19 protein-coding genes are annotated in these 15,750 nt (G+C 65.1%); 15 read left to right on the forward strand and 4 right to left on the reverse strand.

Annotated elements, in window-relative coordinates:
* Positions 1–23 precede the first annotated feature (23 nt).
* Positions 24–548, reverse strand: coding sequence for a hypothetical protein (locus WT26_RS38335; protein ID WP_231130458.1), 525 nt, complete (start codon positions 546–548; stop codon positions 24–26).
* On the opposite strand from WT26_RS38335, the gene WT26_RS05530 reads away from it, so the two are divergent.
* From WT26_RS05530 to WT26_RS05560, 8 genes are all read left to right on the forward strand, one after another.
* On the forward strand, positions 547–2,376 hold the full coding sequence (locus tag WT26_RS05530) for a methyl-accepting chemotaxis protein (RefSeq protein WP_069272335.1): 1,830 nt from the start codon (positions 547–549) through the stop codon (positions 2,374–2,376). The genes WT26_RS38335 and WT26_RS05530 overlap by 2 nt on opposite strands.
* Before the next feature lie 145 nt (positions 2,377–2,521).
* Complete coding sequence (locus WT26_RS05535; RefSeq protein ID WP_069269835.1) at positions 2,522–2,845, forward strand: DUF7716 domain-containing protein; 324 nt, start codon at positions 2,522–2,524, stop codon at positions 2,843–2,845.
* Between the two features lie 48 nt (positions 2,846–2,893).
* On the forward strand, positions 2,894–3,484 hold the full coding sequence (locus tag WT26_RS05540) for a hypothetical protein (RefSeq protein WP_069272336.1): 591 nt from the start codon (positions 2,894–2,896) through the stop codon (positions 3,482–3,484).
* Positions 3,485–3,503: 19 nt separating this feature from the next.
* The gene (locus tag WT26_RS37950) at positions 3,504–3,716 is read left to right on the forward strand and encodes a DUF4265 domain-containing protein (protein ID WP_196774783.1); all 213 of its coding nucleotides are present in this window, start codon (positions 3,504–3,506) and stop codon (positions 3,714–3,716) included.
* Positions 3,713–3,910: a hypothetical protein gene (locus tag WT26_RS37955; protein WP_059769127.1), complete on the forward strand. Its 198-nt coding sequence runs from the start codon at positions 3,713–3,715 to the stop codon at positions 3,908–3,910. Before WT26_RS37950 ends, WT26_RS37955 begins: the two co-directional genes overlap by 4 nt.
* 114 nt (positions 3,911–4,024) lie before the next feature.
* On the forward strand, positions 4,025–4,453 hold the full coding sequence (locus WT26_RS05550; protein ID WP_196774784.1) for an SMI1/KNR4 family protein: 429 nt from the start codon (positions 4,025–4,027) through the stop codon (positions 4,451–4,453).
* Between the two features lie 133 nt (positions 4,454–4,586).
* Positions 4,587–5,231: a DUF7716 domain-containing protein gene (locus WT26_RS38340; protein WP_231130459.1), complete on the forward strand. Its 645-nt coding sequence runs from the start codon at positions 4,587–4,589 to the stop codon at positions 5,229–5,231.
* A 16-nt stretch (positions 5,232–5,247) separates the two neighbouring features.
* Positions 5,248–5,625, forward strand: a complete 378-nt coding sequence (locus tag WT26_RS05560; RefSeq protein ID WP_059740816.1) for a DUF2750 domain-containing protein — start codon at positions 5,248–5,250, stop codon at positions 5,623–5,625.
* Between the two features lie 57 nt (positions 5,626–5,682).
* Here WT26_RS05560 and icmH read toward each other — a convergent pair whose 3' ends face one another.
* The 3 genes from icmH to tssJ all read right to left on the reverse strand — a co-directional run bounded on the left by icmH (position 5,683) and on the right by tssJ (position 8,523).
* Positions 5,683–6,465, reverse strand: a complete 783-nt coding sequence (gene icmH / locus WT26_RS05565) for a type IVB secretion system protein IcmH/DotU (protein ID WP_059665895.1) — start codon at positions 6,463–6,465, stop codon at positions 5,683–5,685.
* Positions 6,462–7,808 (reverse strand): type VI secretion system baseplate subunit TssK, encoded by a 1,347-nt coding sequence (tssK, locus tag WT26_RS05570; protein ID WP_059522310.1) that lies wholly within the window; start codon positions 7,806–7,808, stop codon positions 6,462–6,464. The genes icmH and tssK overlap by 4 nt, the downstream gene beginning before the upstream one ends.
* Before the next feature lie 103 nt (positions 7,809–7,911).
* Entirely contained in the window at positions 7,912–8,523 is a 612-nt protein-coding gene (gene tssJ / locus WT26_RS05575) for a type VI secretion system lipoprotein TssJ (RefSeq protein WP_069272337.1), read from the reverse strand.
* Positions 8,524–8,897: 374 nt separating this feature from the next.
* On the opposite strand from tssJ, the gene WT26_RS05580 reads away from it, so the two are divergent.
* The 7 genes from WT26_RS05580 (at position 8,898) to tssG (ending at position 15,708) form a co-directional block, all read left to right on the forward strand.
* Positions 8,898–9,542, forward strand: a complete 645-nt coding sequence (locus WT26_RS05580; protein ID WP_069272338.1) for a tetratricopeptide repeat protein — start codon at positions 8,898–8,900, stop codon at positions 9,540–9,542.
* Positions 9,543–9,587: 45 nt separating this feature from the next.
* Positions 9,588–10,103: a type VI secretion system contractile sheath small subunit gene (gene tssB / locus WT26_RS05585; RefSeq protein WP_027788514.1), complete on the forward strand. Its 516-nt coding sequence runs from the start codon at positions 9,588–9,590 to the stop codon at positions 10,101–10,103.
* 15 nt (positions 10,104–10,118) lie between these two features.
* The gene (gene tssC / locus WT26_RS05590; protein WP_006477094.1) at positions 10,119–11,609 is read left to right on the forward strand and encodes a type VI secretion system contractile sheath large subunit; all 1,491 of its coding nucleotides are present in this window, start codon (positions 10,119–10,121) and stop codon (positions 11,607–11,609) included.
* A 70-nt stretch (positions 11,610–11,679) separates the two neighbouring features.
* The gene (locus WT26_RS05595; RefSeq protein ID WP_006477093.1) at positions 11,680–12,183 is read left to right on the forward strand and encodes an Hcp family type VI secretion system effector; all 504 of its coding nucleotides are present in this window, start codon (positions 11,680–11,682) and stop codon (positions 12,181–12,183) included.
* Positions 12,184–12,245: 62 nt separating this feature from the next.
* Positions 12,246–12,731, forward strand: coding sequence for a type VI secretion system baseplate subunit TssE (tssE, locus tag WT26_RS05600; protein WP_006477092.1), 486 nt, complete (start codon positions 12,246–12,248; stop codon positions 12,729–12,731).
* A gap of 77 nt (positions 12,732–12,808) precedes the next feature.
* Positions 12,809–14,644, forward strand: a complete 1,836-nt coding sequence (tssF, locus tag WT26_RS05605) for a type VI secretion system baseplate subunit TssF (RefSeq protein ID WP_059522312.1) — start codon at positions 12,809–12,811, stop codon at positions 14,642–14,644.
* On the forward strand, positions 14,608–15,708 hold the full coding sequence (gene tssG / locus WT26_RS05610; protein WP_059522313.1) for a type VI secretion system baseplate subunit TssG: 1,101 nt from the start codon (positions 14,608–14,610) through the stop codon (positions 15,706–15,708). The genes tssF and tssG overlap by 37 nt, the downstream gene beginning before the upstream one ends.
* Positions 15,709–15,750: the final 42 nt, after the last annotated feature.

Here is a 15,750-nt window from a genome sequence, read left to right on the forward strand (position 1 = left end):
GACCGATGCGCGATGGGCAACGTTCACAGCATTCCTGGCGTGGTATTTCGACGAAACGGCTGCGGATGCCTGACGGGGATGAAATGACCGAGCAGCACATCGACCTTGGAAAAATATCCGGCAAACTGGGCGGCAAGCGCGGCGTCTGGGTCAATCAACGCTACGAGATCGGCGGTGAGCCTGCGACCAGGGAATGCTTTATCAAGAAGACGGATGGCCGTTTCAACGTTGGCTTTGATGACTATCTCGACAAGTACGAGGACGCCGTCGATCTGTATTTCGTCTACTTGCGGGCCGAATTTTCGGAATTGAGCCGTGCGGTCGAGTTCGTCGTGTGTGAAGGGTTCGCCAGCATCGACGATTTGACGAGATGAGCGGAGACGCCGCTCGGTACCGCCGCATCTGCGGCAACCCGCCGGCACGTCATCAAACTGGTCTGACCAGTCAGGCCTTAAGATCCCCCGACAGCGGTCGTTAAACATGGCGTTGCCCGCCGTTTCGGCGACCCATTCCATATCAAGCGGCAAAGGGGAGATCGAAGTCATCATGCTGTCATCGATTCGCGCCCGGATTCTGGCGACCTGCGTCGCCATCGTGGTCACGGCCCTGGCCGTGACGGGCGGCCTTGTGTACTACGTCGTCAAGCAGCACAACGACGACGCAATCGACCAGAACCACAAGTCGATCCTCACCGGCCACGCGCTCGCGCTCGACGAGTGGGTCGCGAGCCGGGGCAGGGAAACCCAGGCGCTGGCGGACACGATCGCGATCGGCGAAGGCGATCCGCTGCCGGCGCTGACGCTGCTCGGCAAATCGGGCGGTTTCCAGGTGCTCACGCTCGGCCTGCCGGACAAGACGGCCTTCTCGAACGTCCCGCTCGCGGCCGGCTACGATCCGACCGCGCGCCCGTGGTTCAGGCAGGCGGTCGACGCAGGCCGGCTCGTCGTCACGGCGTTGTACCGCGACGCGTCGACCGGCAAGCCCGCGTTCGCGTTCGCGGTGCCCATCGTGCGCGACGGCGCCGTCAAGGGCGTCATGGCCGCAAGCCTCTTCATGCAGAGCGTGAGCGCCATCGTGACCGCCGTGCACCCGACGCCGTCGAGCTTCGCGTTCCTGGTCGACAGGAGCGGGCGCCTGATCGCGGGCGCGAAGACCGATCTGATCATGAAGCCGGCCGCCGAACTGTCGCCGGCGCTGGATTCCGAGCACCTTGACGCGCTGAAGTCGGCGTCCGCGCCGGTGGCCGTGGACATCGACGGTGCGACCAAACTACTGCGCGCCCAGCCGATCGCCGGGACGGACTGGTCGCTCGTCATGGCGCTCGACCGGTCGGACGTGACGGCCGGCATGCGCGCCGTCGCGACCACGACGCTCGTTGCGATCCTCGTCGTCGCCTGCGTCGCGGCGGCGCTCGTCGGCGCATTGACGAACGCGGCATTCAAGCGCGTGCTGCTCGTGCGCGACGCGCTGACCGACGTCGCGAGCGGGAGCGGGGACCTGACGAAGCGGCTGCCGGCCGACGGCGGCGACGAGGCCGCGCAGATCGCGCGGGCCTTCAACCTGTTCGCCGAAAAGATCAGCGCGATCCTGCTGCAGATACGCGGATTCAGCGAATCCGTGAGCGTGGCGAGCGCGGAGATCGCGCAGGGCAACCAGGACCTGTCGAGCCGCACCGAACACGCGGCATCGAGCCTGCAGGAGACCGCGGCGGCGCTCGAGGAGATCGCCGGCACGGCGCGCAACTCGGCCGATGCGGCCACGCAGGTGAGCCGGCTGGCGGAATCGGCGTCGGATGTGGCAGTGCGCGGCGGCGAGGTGGTGAGCGAGGTGGTCGCGACGATGGACGAGATCACGAAGGCGTCGGCCGAGATCTCGAACATCATCGGCGTGATCGACGGCATCGCGTTCCAGACCAACATCCTCGCGCTCAATGCGGCGGTCGAAGCCGCGCGCGCGCACGAGCACGGGCGAGGCTTCGCGGTCGTCGCGGGCGAGGTGCGCACGCTCGCGCAACGCAGCGCGGTGGCGGCCAGGGAAATCAAGCAGCTGATCCAGTCGTCCGTGGAGAAGATCGAAGGCGGATCGGGGCTCGTGAAGACGGCCGGCACGACGATGGACGAGATCGTCGAGGGCGTGCGCGGCATCACGAGCGTGATCGCGGAAATGACGGTCGCGGCGAACGAGCAGAGCACCGGGCTCGCGCAGGTGAACCAGGCCGTGTCGCAGCTCGATCACTCGACGCAGCAGAACGCCGCCCTCGTCGAGGAGTCGGCTGCGGCCGCCGCGCTGTTGCGCGAGCAGGCGGCCCAGCTCGCGCAGACGGTCGGCGAGTTCAAGCTGGCGGAAGGTCGAATGTCGACGCTGCAGGCCGGGTGACCGGCAGCACGTTCCCGTGCGCCCGCACATGAATGCGAAGCCGGGCGGGTCATGCTCGCCGCATGCCGCGATTCGTTGGCATAATCACGGCCCGCCGCGGCGCTCCGCGGCCTGATCGATCCTTTGGCTTATTTCTGCGGCAACGATGCTGACCTCGACTTCACCGGCGACCGAAGTCTCGCTGAAACGTATTCTGGAACAGCCCGGCGACTTCTCCGGCTGGCTTTACCTGCCCCCGACGCCGTGGACGCTGGACACGGTCGGCGCGTTCGCGCCCGACACGACGGACCCGGACGAGGACACGGTGCCCGACTTCGCGAAGCAACCGGGCTGGCGCATCACGCTCGACAGCGCGACGATCGAGGACATCGTGATCAACGCGCACGAGCAGGTGGACGATCCAGGCATCCTGCAATTGTTCGACGCATTCGTGTACTACGTCGAGAACGATGCGTTCATTCTGCTTTGAGGCCGGCCTCCTGACTGCGCATCCATGCCCTTCCGATACGGGAACACGATGCAGGATCAGGATCTGAACCGGACGGTCGGCGAGATTCGCAGCCTGCTCAGCGGCGGCGCTGCGGCCGCCTTGCCGGGCGTGACCGGTGCGACAGTCGCGCCGGCGCTTTGTGAGGACGACGTCATCATCGCGTGGCTGGCCGCGCTCGGCGGTGCCGATCTCGTGATCCCGTGGTCCGCCGACGATCTCGTTCTGTACGGAAACGACGCGAGCCTCGCGGCCGGGCAGGTCGGCTATCGCGTCGACGCAGCTGGCCGCCGTTTTGGGGGCTGGCAGGATGACTGGATCGTGCTGGGTCAGATGGGCGGCGATCCCGTCGTCGGCGTGCGTTGTGATGACGGATGCAGGGTGCTTTTCGCGCGCCACGGTGCGGGCGCGTGGACGCCGGCGCAAGTGGCAGGATCGCCGGCGCAGTTCGCGACCGCGTTGCGTATCTGGTGTGCGTTGCGAATCGGGCAATATGCGAACGACATCCTCGACGACACGTATGCGATCCGGCCGGCGTTTCTTGCCGATCTTCGCGCGCGGATAGGCGAGGCGCTGCCGGATGCGGAAGCGGCGGTGTTCATGGAGATGGTCGACGACTAGAAGCCTCATGGACCAAACGTTGACCAAGATCGTCTTCGAGTTGAAGATCGACGCCGACGGCTATCCGCCTGTCGCATTCGAATCGATGTGGGGGATCGAAGCGCATCGCGGTGCGCACGTGATCGATAACGTTCCGTACTACGTCTATCGCGTCAGCAAAGGTGATACGGTCGCGGCGAGCGCGCGGCGATCATCGCGGCGCTGGAACGGATGGGCGCGCGGTGCGCAGTGACGCAGCGCGTGTCGCTGTTTGCGGTCGATATCCCGCCGGATGCCGATTTCGCGACGATCGACGGCTTTCTGGCTGCGAGTTGCGATGGAGATCGGGTTGCGTACGAAGATGCCTGTCTGCAGCATGGCGGGCTCGACCGCGACCGGATGAGTGAATGTGCGACCCTTGCCACGATTCCGTTGCGGTTGAACTGACGCCGCGATGGCGCGGCCGGACGCCGGCGCAACCATGCGCCGATGAGGTGAGTTCCCGATGCGAGTGATTAATTCGAGTCGGCATCGGGTTCATCTTCTGAACGGAGTGCGACAGTGAGAACACACGCAATCGGAACGTCGACGACTGCAATCGAGGCCGCCGAGGCGGAACTCGGGCGGACGCTGCCGAAGTCTTTTGTGGCGTGGCTGTTGCTGAACAACGGCAGATCGCTGGGCGCGCTGGTTGTGTTCCCGGTCTTCGATGCCCGCAATCCGCGCAAGACGTGGGACTCGATCGTGCGGCACGTCAACGAAGACTGGCGGGCGTGGCGGGATACGCTCGCCGAAGCGCCGGTCGACTTGTCCGGCCTGTTGCCGTTTGCCGAGTTCGGGACGGGTGACTACTATTGCTTCGACTATCGGCGGCTTGGCGTGACGGGAGAACCCGTCGTCGTCCGCTGGTCGCACGAGACCGGCGAAACGGTTCACGTGGCCGAGGATTTCGCGGCCTTTCTCGCAATACGCGATCGGGTTGCCGGATAGCGGCTCGCGCGTTCCGCGTCGGGCAAGTTGCGCACGAACAGAAGAAATGACGAAGATGGGTGGATCGAGCGATGACGCCAATGTGCGACGGAGAACCGGCTTGAATGCGAGGCAAATCTTTCGAAAAGCGCTGATGCTGCTCGATCATGGCGCGGCTGAGCGCGGCGAGGGCGCGTTGCGCATGGCCGTCGATGCGGCGGAGCGTGAAGGCGACCGCGTGGCGCTCGTGCAGGCGCTGGTGTGTCTCGGCGATCTGCTGTGCGACACGTCCCGCCACACCGCAGCACGACCGCTTCTCGAGCGCGCGCTCGGCGCGGCAGGCGGCGACGATGGCGACGACGCGCTCGCCTGCGAACGCGACCGCGCCGCACACCTGCTGAAACGCATGCCATCTGTCGACTTCAAGAACAGAACCTGCACGATCGACGATTTCATCGCGCTCGTGCGGGCCAAGGCGGATCGCGCCGAGGGCTATGACCCGACATGCCTGTACGACGTCTATGGCGAAGACACCGATGGCGACGACTTCCGCGTCGCACAGACGATCTACGTCGGCGATACGGTCCAGGTCGATGACGACGATCGCGCGATCTATCCGGAGCCGGTGAGCGCGCTCGGTTACGTATTCCGCTACTCGTGCGAGCACTTCCAGGACGTCGTCGATCTCGCATGCAGGCAGAAGCCCGATGCGTCGATCGAGGACATCGTAAGGTGTCTGAACCATTTCGGCCGCTACGACGATTTCCTCGATCTGGACGCCGGCCCGTCGCCGGAATGAGGCGGCGACGACGACCATGCATCGGCACAAGCTCGACAACGTGTTGAAGCTCGACGCGCCCGCGCGCTGCGACTACTTCGTCCGCAAAATCGCGGACTTCGCAGCGGTGTGGGGGCTGTTCGACGCAGGATGGGCGACGGCGCGGCAGGGCGGTGCGATCGTGATCCCGTTCTGGCCGGAAGCGGCGTTCGCCGCCGTGTGCGCGGACGCGGGATGGTCGGCCTGTCGGCCGAGGCCGATTGCACTGGCGGATTTCCTGTCGCGCTGGCTGCCGGGGATGGCGCGCGACGGCCGCCTCTGCGCGGTGTTTCCTGTCCCCGGGCAAGCCGGGCTGCCGATGCAGCCGCTGGACTTGCTCGAGCGGATCGCGCAGGAAGCGCGGCAATACGAATAAGCGGCGCACAAAGCACCCTACAGGGAGCAGCCCCGTCCACGCCGCGCCGTTAGCCCCTTACGGCAGCGAAATCGTCAAATTAGCCGACTCCGGCCCGACCTTGATGACTTGCGAATAAGGCGCCAGCGCCTGCAGCGTCTTGTCTTTCAGATACGTGTTGAGCCCGAGATACCCGAGCAGTGCCACCAGCGCAAAAACCGCCCCGATCGCCCACACCGGCACCTCGCGCTTCAACCGGTGCGCAATCTGATCCGGCAACGGCCAATGCGGCGCGAACGGCGCGCGCTTGCCCTTCATATGTGCGATCTCGTCCCCCAGCCGCGCGGTGAGGTAAGCCAGCTTCTCCGGCCCTTCGAGCAGATACTTCCCCTGGAACCCGAGCAGCAGGCACATATGAAACACCTCGAGCGACTGCAGCCGCGCCGCACCCTGCGCGCGACAATCCTCGAGATACTGAAAGAACTTCTCCCCCGCGAGCTGCTCGCCGAACAGCACGAGCTGCAGCGGCCGGCGTTCCCAGTCCGCGCGGATCTTGAACTGCGACGACAGCACCATCTCGTCGATGGCCGCGCAGAACGCGAACTTCGCGCCGTACACGTCTTCGGCCGCGATATTCAGCTTCTTCGCGCCACGCTCGAAGTCCGACAGGAATTCCTGGATCCGCGTGCTGAACTCGCTCGCGCTATCCGGCTCCCGCCCGTTCTTGAGCAGGAACAGCATGAAGAACCCGTCGTACAGCAGGTCCAGCAGCGAACGGGCCTGGAACGATGCGTCCGTCGACGCCGGGGTATGCACGGGCGGCGGCGCGTTGTCGCCGAACAGGGAAGGCGCGTAGCTCATGATGTGACCGCGATCAGTTCGAATTTCAGGTCATTGATGCCAGTCGGCGCGTAGATCATCGCGGACTGGGCCTGCAGCATGCGCTCGTACAGTGCGCCGCGCGAATCGAGCGCGAAGTAGCAGGCACCGGGGCGCACCGGAATCGCGGGCGGCACCTGCGGCGTGTACGACAGTCGCACGCCGGGCATGGCCGACAGCACGAGCTTGTCGACGTCGTCGGGTGCGCCGACCTTGAAGCGGGCCGGCACCGCGTCGACGAGCTCGACGCTCGGCATGTCCGCGGACACCGCGAGGTAGAACTCGGTCTTGTCGTCGATCTTGCCGGAATCGAGGCGGCCGAGGTGGAACGACGGGCGCACCTCGTCGAGCGTGATCGCGAAGTAGCGCGTCGAGATCACGGTGTCGAGCAGCTCGCGCAGCATCAGGTCGAGACGCGCAAAGCCCGGGCCCGGATCGTCGTGGCGGTATACCGGCAGGTCGGCGAGCGTATAGCCCTTCGAGAACGTCATCAGCTGGCCCGCGAGGCGCAGCAGTTCCTGGAACAGCCGCTCGGGATGCAGCGCCGAATGCTGGTGCAGGTGCGCGAGCGTCGCGAACGCGGCGTTCGCGGTATGCAGCAGCCAGAACGACGCGATGTCGCCCGAACGGAATTCGATGATGTTCTTCGACGGCTCGCGGTGAAAGCCGTACAGCGCGTTCACCTTCGCCTGCAGCGCATCGACGAGCTGGCGCAGCCGCTGGTGCAGGATCGGCGATGCGTCGATCGCGAGGCATGGCGGCACGAAGCTGTCGTCGATCTCGAAACCGGACGTCGCGGTGCGGCGCACGCGCACGAGCGGCACCGACAGCAGCTGGTCGCGCGGTTCGCTGTGCGCGATCAGCTTGACCTGCGTTTTAAGGAACGTGATGTCGGCTTCGGCCGCGTCGGTGAAGTTGTCGCCGACGCTCGTCTGCTCGCTGACGAAGCGCGTCATGAAGCCGGCGGCCGGATCGTCGCTGTAGTTGCTGCCGTTCTCGCGCAGCGGGTGCAGCGCGAGATAGAACACGAATTCGTTGATGCCGTCAGGCAGCGTGTCCAGCGCGATCGGCGGCGGCAGGTCGTCGGCCTGCGGCGCGGCATACAGCGCGCCGTCCGGGAACACGAGCGCGAGCTCGGCCACCCGCAGCACGTTGCTGCCGAGTGCGTCGCGGTCGATGCGCACCGAGCGCACGCCCCAGTTGTACGGCTGGATCGCCTGGATCGATTCGAACAGGCGCGCTTCGTGGTACGCGTCCTGTCGCTGAAAGTGTTGAGGCCGGAGGAACAGCCCTTCCCCCCACAGCACCTTGGCCGAATAACTCATGTCAAATCCGGTTAATGTCGCGTTGCGATGTAATCGATTTTGTTCGTGCCCGAATTAAATCGCCAATTGTTAACTCTTGTTAATTGACATTCGTGCGTCATGTTTAACCGCAGGAGACCGAAGAAAGCAAATTCAGCGGTTGCGAAGGCGCACCCTGTTGCGGTGCGATGACGGTGCCATCGGTGACCGTCATCGCGCAATTATGCAGGCCGATGATTATGCCGGATTTCTCCGACTTCACCGGATCGAACGTCAGTTTCCATCGTTGTAGTGCGGGATCGCGGAACAGCGCGACGATGCCGAACGCTTGCGCTTCGCGCGAAACCTTCTCGGTCGCCGTATAGCGCTGGCCCGGAATCAGCGTGATTTCACGCACGTTCAGCAAATCCGCGCCCAGCGCGGCTTTTTCCTTGGTCGGATCCGTAAATGCGTCGAACGGCGCCTGCTGGAACGACGTCGGGTCCTTCAGCGTATAGAGCCGGACGACGAGCGCGAGCGGCTTGTTGTCGGTCGCGGCGTTCAGATTCGGCGCCGCGGCGAGCGTGATGCCGAGGTTGCGCGGCGGCTTCTGCGCGTCGGGTACCTCGGGCTTGCCGATGCCGGCCGCGGACATCACGGCGCTCGCGGCCGAGCCGAGCAGCGGGGCGGCCGCACATCCGGCCAGAAGGGCGCAGGCAACCAGTGGCAGCGCGTAGCGAATCATGAGCGATTTCATCGTTGTTTCCGGCTTGCCGCCTCTACTCCCTGTCAAAACTACCAGCCGTTGCCGCATCCGTCGGAATGGCGGAATTTCATCGTTCAGCTATTAATCAACGCGCGCATCTGTCGCGGCAGTTGCCCGGAAATTTTTTCCGTATTCCGGGTCGCGCGCCGCGGGGCGAGTAAAACTTGCGCGCCCGATCCGCGCGAACGCTTCCCACTCTGACGCGCGGCGTCATGCGAGGTGGTACGCACGGTTTTAAAAGGAATTACTCTTCACACGACGATTGAATTATGAAAAATTGATCGGTACTATACCCGCGCGCTTCTTGCAAAGCAAAAGAACCAGATTCTCAACGATTTAAAACTCACGCGCCGGTGGATATAACGATGAAAGACCGTCTCTTCGCAAAACTGTCTGGGGTAGTAGTGGCTTGCGGCGTGATCGCCGGTTGTGCAAGCCAGACGCCCACGCCGCCGAGCGCCGAGGTGTTCAACAAGTCGCTGGCCGATGCGGACGCCGTGGCGAAGTCGGGCGACCAGGAACGCGCGCTGGGCCTGTACCAGGCGCTGGCGAAGTCGGATCCGACGCGCGAGGAGCCGTGGTCGCGCATCGCGCAAATCCAGTTCGCACAGAACCACTACGGTCAGGCAATCGTTGCCGCGCAGGAAGCGCTGCAGCGCGACGCGACCGACCGTCAGGCGAAGAGCGTGCTGGCCGTGGCCGGCCTGCGGATCGCGACGCAGTCGCTCGGCGAACTGCGTCAGGATGCGTCGCTCGCGGGCGACGCGAAGTCCGATGCGCAGGCGCTCGCGAAGCAACTGCGCGACACGCTGGGCGAATCGGCGCTGTTCCCGCCGGAGCAGCGCAGCGGGAAGGCGCGGCAGACGCGCCGCACGGTTCACCGGGCGAAGGGGGCGGCCGCGCCGGCCGCCGAAGCCGCGGCGCCGACCGCGCCGGCCGCGAACGCGGCCGCGCCCGCCACCCCGCCGCAGAAGAGTGGCGGGGCGGACCCGTTCAGCGCGCTGCGCTGATCGGCACGACAACGACATGACAAACTGAACCTGGGAGCCGTCGAGATGGCCAAGAAAGAAAGCATTCAGAAAAGCTTGCAGAAAATACGGCCGCCGCGCGTCCAATTGACCTACGAGGTCGAGAAGGGCGATGCGATCGAGGTGAAGGAACTGCCGTTCGTCGTCGGGGTCGTCGGCGATCTGGCGGGCCAGTCCGAAATCGAGCAGCCGAAGCTGCGCGACCGCAAGTTCGTCAACATCGATCGCGACAATTTCGACGACGTGATGAAGGCGATCGAGCCGCGTGCCGCGTTCCAGGTGGAAAACCGCCTGAGCGAGGGGGGCGGCAAGTTCGCGGTCGACCTGAAGTTCCGTTCGCTGTCGGATTTCAGCCCGGACGAAGTCGTCGAACAGGTCGAGCCGCTGCGCCGCCTGCTCGAGGCGCGCTCGAAGCTCGCCGACCTGCGCAACAAGCTTGCCGGCAACGACAAGCTCGAGGATCTGCTGTCCGAGGTGCTGAAGAACACGCAGCAGCTGCAGGAGCTCGCGAAGGGCACGGGCGGCGACAAAGACGGCGAATGACGACGGAGTGTTGAGATGAACCAGCAAACGGCTGCGGCCCAAGCGAGCGGCGCGGAATACGCCGCCGGGACTTCGCTGCTCGACGACATCGTCGAGAAGAGCAAGGTCGCGAAATCCGATTCCGAGCATGCGCGCGCGAAGGACCTGATCGGCGAACTCGTGCACCAGGTGCTCGACGGCACGGTGATCGTGTCGGACAACCTGTCGGCCACGATCGACGCGCGCGTCGCGGAACTCGACCGCCTGATTTCCACGCAGCTTTCCGCGGTGATGCACGCGCCGGAATTCCAGCGCCTCGAAAGCACGTGGCGCGGGATGGACTATCTGGTCAAGGAAAGCAACACCGGCCAGACGATCAAGATCAAGGCGCTGCACGCACCGAAGCGCGACCTCGTGCGCGACTTCAAGGGCGCGAGCGAATTCGACCAGAGCGCGCTGTTCAAGAAGGTCTACGAAGAGGAGTTCGGCACGTTCGGCGGCTCGCCGTTCGGTGCGCTGATCGGCGATTACGAGATCTCGCGCCAGCCGGAGGACATGTACTTCATCGAGCAGATGTCGCACGTCGCGGCGGCCGCGCATGCGCCGTTCATTGCGTCGGCGTCGCCCGAGCTGCTCGGCCTCGAGTCGTTCTCCGACCTCGGCAAGCCGCGCGATCTCGGCAAGGTGTTCGATACGGTCGAATATGCGAAGTGGAAGTCGTTCCGCGACGCCGAAGATTCGCGCTACGTCGGCCTGACGCTGCCGCGCTTCCTCGGTCGCCTGCCGTTCAATCCGAAGGACGGCCAGACCGCGGAGAACTTCAACTTCGTCGAAGACGTCGACGGCACCGACCACGACAAGTACCTGTGGTGCAACGCCGCGTGGGCGTTCGCTGCGCGCCTGACGGCCGCATTCGACGACTTCGGCTGGTGCGCGGCGATCCGCGGCGTCGAAGGCGGCGGCCTCGTCGAGGACCTGCCGACCCACACGTTCAAGACCGACGACGGTGAAGTCGCGCTGAAGTGCCCGACCGAAATCGCGATCACCGATCGCCGCGAGAAGGAGCTGAGCGACCTCGGCTTCATCCCGCTCGTTCATTGCAAGAACTCGGATTATGCTGCGTTTTTCGCCGCGCAATCGGTGCAGAAACCGAAAAAATACAGCACCGACAGCGCGAATGCGAACGCCGTCCTGTCCGCCCAGCTTCAGTACATCTTCTCGGTATCGCGCGTCGCGCACTACCTGAAGGCGATGATGCGGGACAAGATCGGCAGCTTCGCATCGGCGCAGAACGTAGAGACTTTCCTCAACCGGTGGATTTCGCAGTACGTCCTGCTCGACGACAACGCGTCGCAGGAACAGAAGGCGCAATTCCCGCTGCGCGAGGCATCCATACAAGTGTCGGAGATTCCGGGCAAGCCGGGCTCGTATCGTTCGGTCGCGTTCCTGCGCCCGCACTTTCAGCTCGACGAACTCTCGATTTCTCTGCGACTTGTCGCTGATCTGCCCAAACCGGCAAATTCATAAGCGAGTAAATCGCCCGGGCGGGCCGCCTGGGTAGGACGTTAAAACCACCTCTTTGGGGAGTCGAAGGGCCATGTTACATATGCACTTGCAGTTTGGTAGTCCCGCGGTGAAGGGCGAGTCCGCGGACAAGGACCACCAGGGCTGGATCGAACTGAAATCGTGGGATCACTCGATCGTTCAGCCGCGTTCGGCAACCGCATCGACCGCTGGCGGTCACACGATGACGCGTTGCGAGCACGGCGACATGATTTTCACGAAGGAAATCGATTCGTCGAGCCCGCTGCTGTACCAACACGCTTCGGGCGGTACCACGTTCGACGAGGTGACGGTTCATTTCTCGCGCGCTGACGGTGAAGGCAAGCGCGTGCAGTATCTGGAAGTCAAGCTCAAGTACGTGATCATCTCGAGCATCGCCCCGAGCGTTCGCGAGGAAGGTCTGCCGCTCGAGACGTTCTCGCTGAAGTACGCAGCCGTGCAGTGGAAGCAAACCCAGCAGAAGATCGGCGGCAACCAGGGCGGCAACACGCAAGGCGCCTGGAGTCTGACGAAGAACGACAAGACCTACGCGGTCTAAGGTCGGTTGCGGCAACGGGGCGCTCGGCGTCCCGTTGCCGTTTTCGCTGTAAGTACCGGCCGATGAAACGATTCGAACCCAGTTTTCTCGACAAGCTGTTCGACGACGAACCGCATCTGCCGGCCTCGGCAGCGATGCGGCAATTGTCGCTGGACGAGCTGAAGAACACGGTCGCCCGCGACGTCGAGGCGATCCTCAACACCCGTATCGCCCACACCGAGAACGAGCTGGCCGCGCTGCCGGAGTGCCAGAAGTCGGTGCTGACGTACGGGCTGAACGATTTTGCAGGGCTGAGCCTGGCGAGTCACTACGACCGCGCGTTCATCTGCAAGTCGATCCAGCAGGCCATCGCGCGCCACGAGCCGCGCCTGCAGCAGGTGCAGGTGACGTTCGAGCTGAACGAGCAGGCCACCAACGCGCTCTATTTCGCGATCCAGGCGCTGCTCGTCGTGCACCCGGCCGAGGAGCCGGTGAGTTTCGACGCGATGCTGCAGCCGTCGACGCTGCAGTATTCGGTCACGCGCGCACGCGCCGCAAGAATGCAGTAAATCAAGCCGCCGAGCGGGCCGGACCGCCCGGTGACGGTTCAGGGTCCGGCAGGAAATATTGAGGTTCGGGGTCGTCGATGGAAGAATTGCTGCCGTATTACGAGCGCGAATTATCGTTTTTGCGGCGCTATTCGCGAGATTTCGCCGAACGCTATCCGAAGATCGCGGCGCGGCTCGCGCTGTCCGGCGAGCATTGCGAGGATCCGCACGTCGAGCGGATGATCGAGTCGTTCGCGCTGCTCGGCGCGCGCATCAACAAGAAGCTCGACGACGACTATCCCGAATTCACCGAAGCGCTGCTGGAAGTGCTCTATCCGCACTACCTGCGGCCGTTCCCGTCGTGCTCGATCGCGCAGTTCACGCCGGCCTCGCCGGGCCAGCAGACCGAGCCGGTCGTGATCGGTCGCGGTACCGAGCTGAAGAGCCGGCCGATCCGCGGCGTGCAGTGCCGGTTCCGCACCGCCTATGACGTGACGCTCGCGCCGATCCGCATCTCGGAAGCACGCTACACGCCGGTGGCGCTCGCGCCGAGCGCGACGGTGCTGCCGTCGAACGCGACGGGCGTGATCTCGATCACGTTCGAGTCGCTCGCGGCGCAGCTCGATCTCGGCGCGCTGAAGCTGCCGACGCTGCGCGCGCACCTGCACGGCGAGCAGTCGTTCGTCGCCGCGCTGACCGACTGCCTGTTCGTCAACGTGCTCGGCGCGTATGTCGAACCAGAACGCAACGGCCGCTGGACCGCGCTGCGCAAGCTGCCGATCGCGCACGCCGGCTTCGACGAGGACGACGCGCTGATCGACTACCCGGCGAAATCGCATCCCGCGTATCGCCTGCTCACCGAATACTTCGCGTTCCCCGACAAGTTCGATTTCGTCGACTTCGACATCGCGGCGATCGCGCGCGCGACGGGCCGCTGCCAGCGGGCGACGCTGCATCTCGTGCTGCAGGACGTGCGCAGCGATTCGCACGTCGCGCGGCTGCTCGAGCTGCTGACGGCGAGCCACTTCCGGCTGTTCTGCACGCCGATCGTCAACCTGTTCCGCCAGCACGGCGAGCCGATCCGCATCACGCACCGCGCGGTGTCCTACCCGGTGATCGCCGAGGCGCGCCGCGCGTTCGCGTACGAGGTGTATTCGATCGATTCGGTGAAGCTCGTCAGGCAGCAGGCGCACGAGGAATCGGTGATCGAATTCCGGCCGTTCTATTCGCTGCATCACGGCGAATCCGCGCGGATCGGCCATTACTGGTTCGCGCGCCGCAACGACTGGGTCGCGCAGAAGAGCCCCGGTTACGAAACCGAAATCTCGATCGTCGACATCGATTTCGAGCCGACGTCGCCGCAGACCGACACGCTGAGCCTCGACCTCACCTGCACGAACCGCGACCTGCCGGCCATGCTCGCGTTCGGGCTCGAAGGCGGCGACCTGTTCCAGGAAGGCGGCGCGCAGACGAGCGGCATCTCGATGCTGCGCCGCCCGACGCAGAGCGTGCGCTTCGAGCGCGGCCGCGCCGCGCACTGGCGGCTCGTGTCGCACCTCGCGCTCAATCACGTGTCGCTGGTTGCGCACGGCCTCGCGCCGCTGAAGGAAATGCTGACGCTGTACGACCTGCGGCGCACCGCCGTGTCGATGCGCCAGATCGACGGCCTCGTCGGCGTCGAGCAGCGCGGCGCCGTGCAGTGGCTGCCCGGCAAGCCGTTCGCGACCTTCGTGCGCGGCATCGAGATCCGCCTGACGATCGACGAGGAGCACTTCGTCGGCGCGAGCCTGGCCTCGTTCGTGCGCGTGCTCGACAGTTTCTTCGGGCTATACGTCCACCTCAACAGTTTCGTTCAACTAGTCGTCGTGTCGAAGCGCACCGGCGAGGAGATCATCCGATGCAAGCCCCGGACCGGCGAATCGATCCTGGCGTAGTCGACGCACTGCTCGACGAACCGCACCGCTTCGAGTTCTTCCAGGCCGTGCGCGTGCTCGAAGGGCTGTTCGCGCGGCAGGCGTCGGATGCACCCGGCGCGTGGCGGCAGGGCGACGTGGTCGCGCAGCGCATCGAATTCCGCAACACGCTGTCGCTCGGCTTTCCGCCGAGCGAGATCGAAGGTGCGCGCTCGTTCGACGGCGACGGCACGCAACTGAAGACGGACGAGCAGCGCGGCGCCGCGCTCGCGGCCGGCGAGCTCGGCCACGTCGAGCTGACGCCCGCGTTCTTCGGGCTGCTTGGCGGGCAGGGCGCGCTGCCGCTGCATTACACCGAGCAGATCGTCGCGCGCGAGCACCTGAAGCGCGACCATGCGGCGCGCGCATTCTTCGACGTGTTCTCGAACCGCGCGACCGCGCTGTTCTATGCCGCGTGGAAGAAATACCGGCTGCCGTTCCATTACGAGCTCGATCGCGACGAACGCTATCTGCCGCTGCTGCTCGCGATCGCGGGCGTGCCGAGCGACGAAGTGCGCGACAGCCTCGCGGCCGGCGTGGGCGGCGTGCTCGACGAGGCCGTTGCCGGTTATGCGCTGGCCGCGCGGCACCGGCCGATGTCGGCGGCATACCTGCAGCGCACGCTGTCCGACTATTTCCGCGTGCCGGTGAAGATCGACCAGTTCGTCGGCAAGTGGTACGACGTGCCGCCCGACCAACTGAGCGTGCTCGGCGAGGTCAACGCGGTACTCGGCGCGACGGCGCTCGTCGGCGAACGCGTATGGCAGCGCGACATGCGCGCGCGGATCGTCGTCGGCCCGCTGTCCAAGCGCGACTACGAGGCATTCCTGCCCGGCGGCGCGCAGGCCGTCGCACTGGAGCGGATGCTGACGCTGCTCGCCGGCGTCACGCTCGAATACGAGGTGAAGCTCGTGCTCAAGCGCACCGAGGTCGGCGCGAGCGTGCTCGGCGCGGGCTCGCGGCTCGGCTGGGACGCGTTCCTGTGCACGCGCGACGCGCTCGAGGATCGCTCCGATGCGCGCTACGAACTGCACGTGATTCACTGATTCACCGCTTCCGAACGACAACAAACACGCAATCGAACCTGA

This window comes from Burkholderia cepacia (assembly GCF_001718835.1).
Classification (GTDB): Bacteria; Pseudomonadota; Gammaproteobacteria; order Burkholderiales; family Burkholderiaceae; genus Burkholderia; species Burkholderia cepacia_F.

Excerpts from the sequence above, each read along its gene's own strand:
- WT26_RS05530 (WP_069272335.1), top strand. The coding sequence starts at position 547 with ATGCTGTCATCGATTCGCGCCCGGATTCTGGCGACCTGCGTCGCCATC.
- WT26_RS38335 (WP_231130458.1), bottom strand. The coding sequence starts at position 548 with ATGATGACTTCGATCTCCCCTTTGCCGCTTGATATGGAATGGGTCGCC.
- WT26_RS05535 (WP_069269835.1), top strand. The coding sequence starts at position 2,522 with ATGCTGACCTCGACTTCACCGGCGACCGAAGTCTCGCTGAAACGTATT.
- WT26_RS05540 (WP_069272336.1), top strand. The coding sequence starts at position 2,894 with ATGCAGGATCAGGATCTGAACCGGACGGTCGGCGAGATTCGCAGCCTG.
- WT26_RS38340 (WP_231130459.1), top strand. The coding sequence starts at position 4,587 with ATGCTGCTCGATCATGGCGCGGCTGAGCGCGGCGAGGGCGCGTTGCGC.
- WT26_RS05560 (WP_059740816.1), top strand. The coding sequence starts at position 5,248 with ATGCATCGGCACAAGCTCGACAACGTGTTGAAGCTCGACGCGCCCGCG.
- icmH (WP_059665895.1), bottom strand. The coding sequence starts at position 6,465 with ATGAGCTACGCGCCTTCCCTGTTCGGCGACAACGCGCCGCCGCCCGTG.
- tssK (WP_059522310.1), bottom strand. The coding sequence starts at position 7,808 with ATGAGTTATTCGGCCAAGGTGCTGTGGGGGGAAGGGCTGTTCCTCCGG.
- tssJ (WP_069272337.1), bottom strand. The coding sequence starts at position 8,523 with ATGAAATCGCTCATGATTCGCTACGCGCTGCCACTGGTTGCCTGCGCC.
- WT26_RS05580 (WP_069272338.1), top strand. The coding sequence starts at position 8,898 with ATGAAAGACCGTCTCTTCGCAAAACTGTCTGGGGTAGTAGTGGCTTGC.
- tssB (WP_027788514.1), top strand. The coding sequence starts at position 9,588 with ATGGCCAAGAAAGAAAGCATTCAGAAAAGCTTGCAGAAAATACGGCCG.
- tssC (WP_006477094.1), top strand. The coding sequence starts at position 10,119 with ATGAACCAGCAAACGGCTGCGGCCCAAGCGAGCGGCGCGGAATACGCC.
- WT26_RS05595 (WP_006477093.1), top strand. The coding sequence starts at position 11,680 with ATGTTACATATGCACTTGCAGTTTGGTAGTCCCGCGGTGAAGGGCGAG.
- tssE (WP_006477092.1), top strand. The coding sequence starts at position 12,246 with ATGAAACGATTCGAACCCAGTTTTCTCGACAAGCTGTTCGACGACGAA.
- tssF (WP_059522312.1), top strand. The coding sequence starts at position 12,809 with ATGGAAGAATTGCTGCCGTATTACGAGCGCGAATTATCGTTTTTGCGG.
- tssG (WP_059522313.1), top strand. The coding sequence starts at position 14,608 with ATGCAAGCCCCGGACCGGCGAATCGATCCTGGCGTAGTCGACGCACTG.